Genomic DNA, 1332 nt, shown 5'->3' with positions numbered 1-1332 from the left:
TACTTGAATTGTCCTTCTTATTTTGAACAACTTCCCTTTTTGACAGAATCAATGTTTGAATAGCTTGCCGTTCAACTTCCTTTTGACAGGCAATATAAGCCTCTTCAATATCTGAATACATCTTTATTTTACCTTTCCTTGAACAATCAACTCATTTTTGAAAAGTTCTCCACCTGCTTGCGTATCGTATTCTTGAATACCGAGAGAAACCGTATAAAGGGTGTCCGAAAAATCTGTCAACTTATCTTTATATGCCTTAGCTTCTTTTTTAATATCAGATTCTAGGTCATTATCCCATAAAACATCTTTCTTAAGCTCTTGAATCAAACCCTCAACTTCCCAACTTGGCAAATATTGCATAATCTCATAAGCACCTTGTTCTACATCTTGAACGAGCGTATCAATCTCATCTTCAATTTCTGAAAGTTCATTTTTGACTATGAGTTCGTACTCTTCGCCTAAATTTTTAGCTTTTTGGGAAACCTCCAAAGCCAAATCAGATCGCAAAGCTATTTTTTCTGCACCCGAACTTGATTTAATACTCGAATGTAGGCTTTCAATTCTTTCTTCAATGTTTCTAACGCTTTCAGCATCTTTAATAATTTTGTTATAGTTATAGAGAAATGCGCCTGCAACTCCTGCATATAAGGAGGTGGTATATTGGGGAGGTAAAGCACTCGCAGAGGTCAAGATTCTCATAGCGTCAGTCTCAGAAAGTCCATAGATAGTCTTTAACCTATCTATCGTCTCTCTAATCAATTTTGATAGCTTAATACCTGCCTCAAAAATTTCAGGATTCTTTTCAATAGTCGCTTCTTTGATATTTCCGTCAGAATCAAAATCATACATACCAAAGTCATGGCTAGAATTTTTCATATAAAAGGTACTTGTATAAGCCAAGTTAGTTGGCAAAATATAGTGAACAACCCCGATTTCATCAACCCCCTCTTGGTTACGATTGAGCATACTCACAATATCAAAAGCATTGACATAGTAGTGAATCTTACCATCAGCCTCAAGTTTTTCGATATTAGCCTTTGCCTGTTCACCCATTTTATCAATGCTTGAGCGGCTATCTGGTCCATTAAACAGGACAACATTACCTATTTTTGAAATATCTTCTTCTGGCAAATTTGCGACTGCTTGAATTGACACCATTGTACCCAATGAATGACCTGTGACATTCATCTGAGCATTTGGCGCTTCAACTGCCATCTCATCAACCTTGACTTGCATAGCTTCGTTTGCAAGTTTAGCTTGCGGAATATAGGCACCTGTCAAGGCAAACACAGCATCATTATCTATCCAGTCATTCAACGTAGAAAAACCAAT

General features: G+C 36.9%; 1 protein-coding gene. It reads right to left on the bottom strand.

What is annotated here, in order from left to right; all coding sequences use genetic code 11:
• Positions 1–123: 123 nt before the first annotated feature.
• The coding region (locus tag Hs30E_RS10925; RefSeq protein ID WP_308780842.1) for a cutinase family protein at positions 124–1332 on the bottom strand (1209 nt) is incomplete at its 5' end.

The organism is Pseudolactococcus hodotermopsidis, from assembly GCF_011170085.1.
Taxonomy (GTDB): Bacteria; Bacillota; Bacilli; order Lactobacillales; family Streptococcaceae; genus Pseudolactococcus; species Pseudolactococcus hodotermopsidis.
This window is presented reverse-complemented; position numbering and strand designations above follow the sequence as displayed.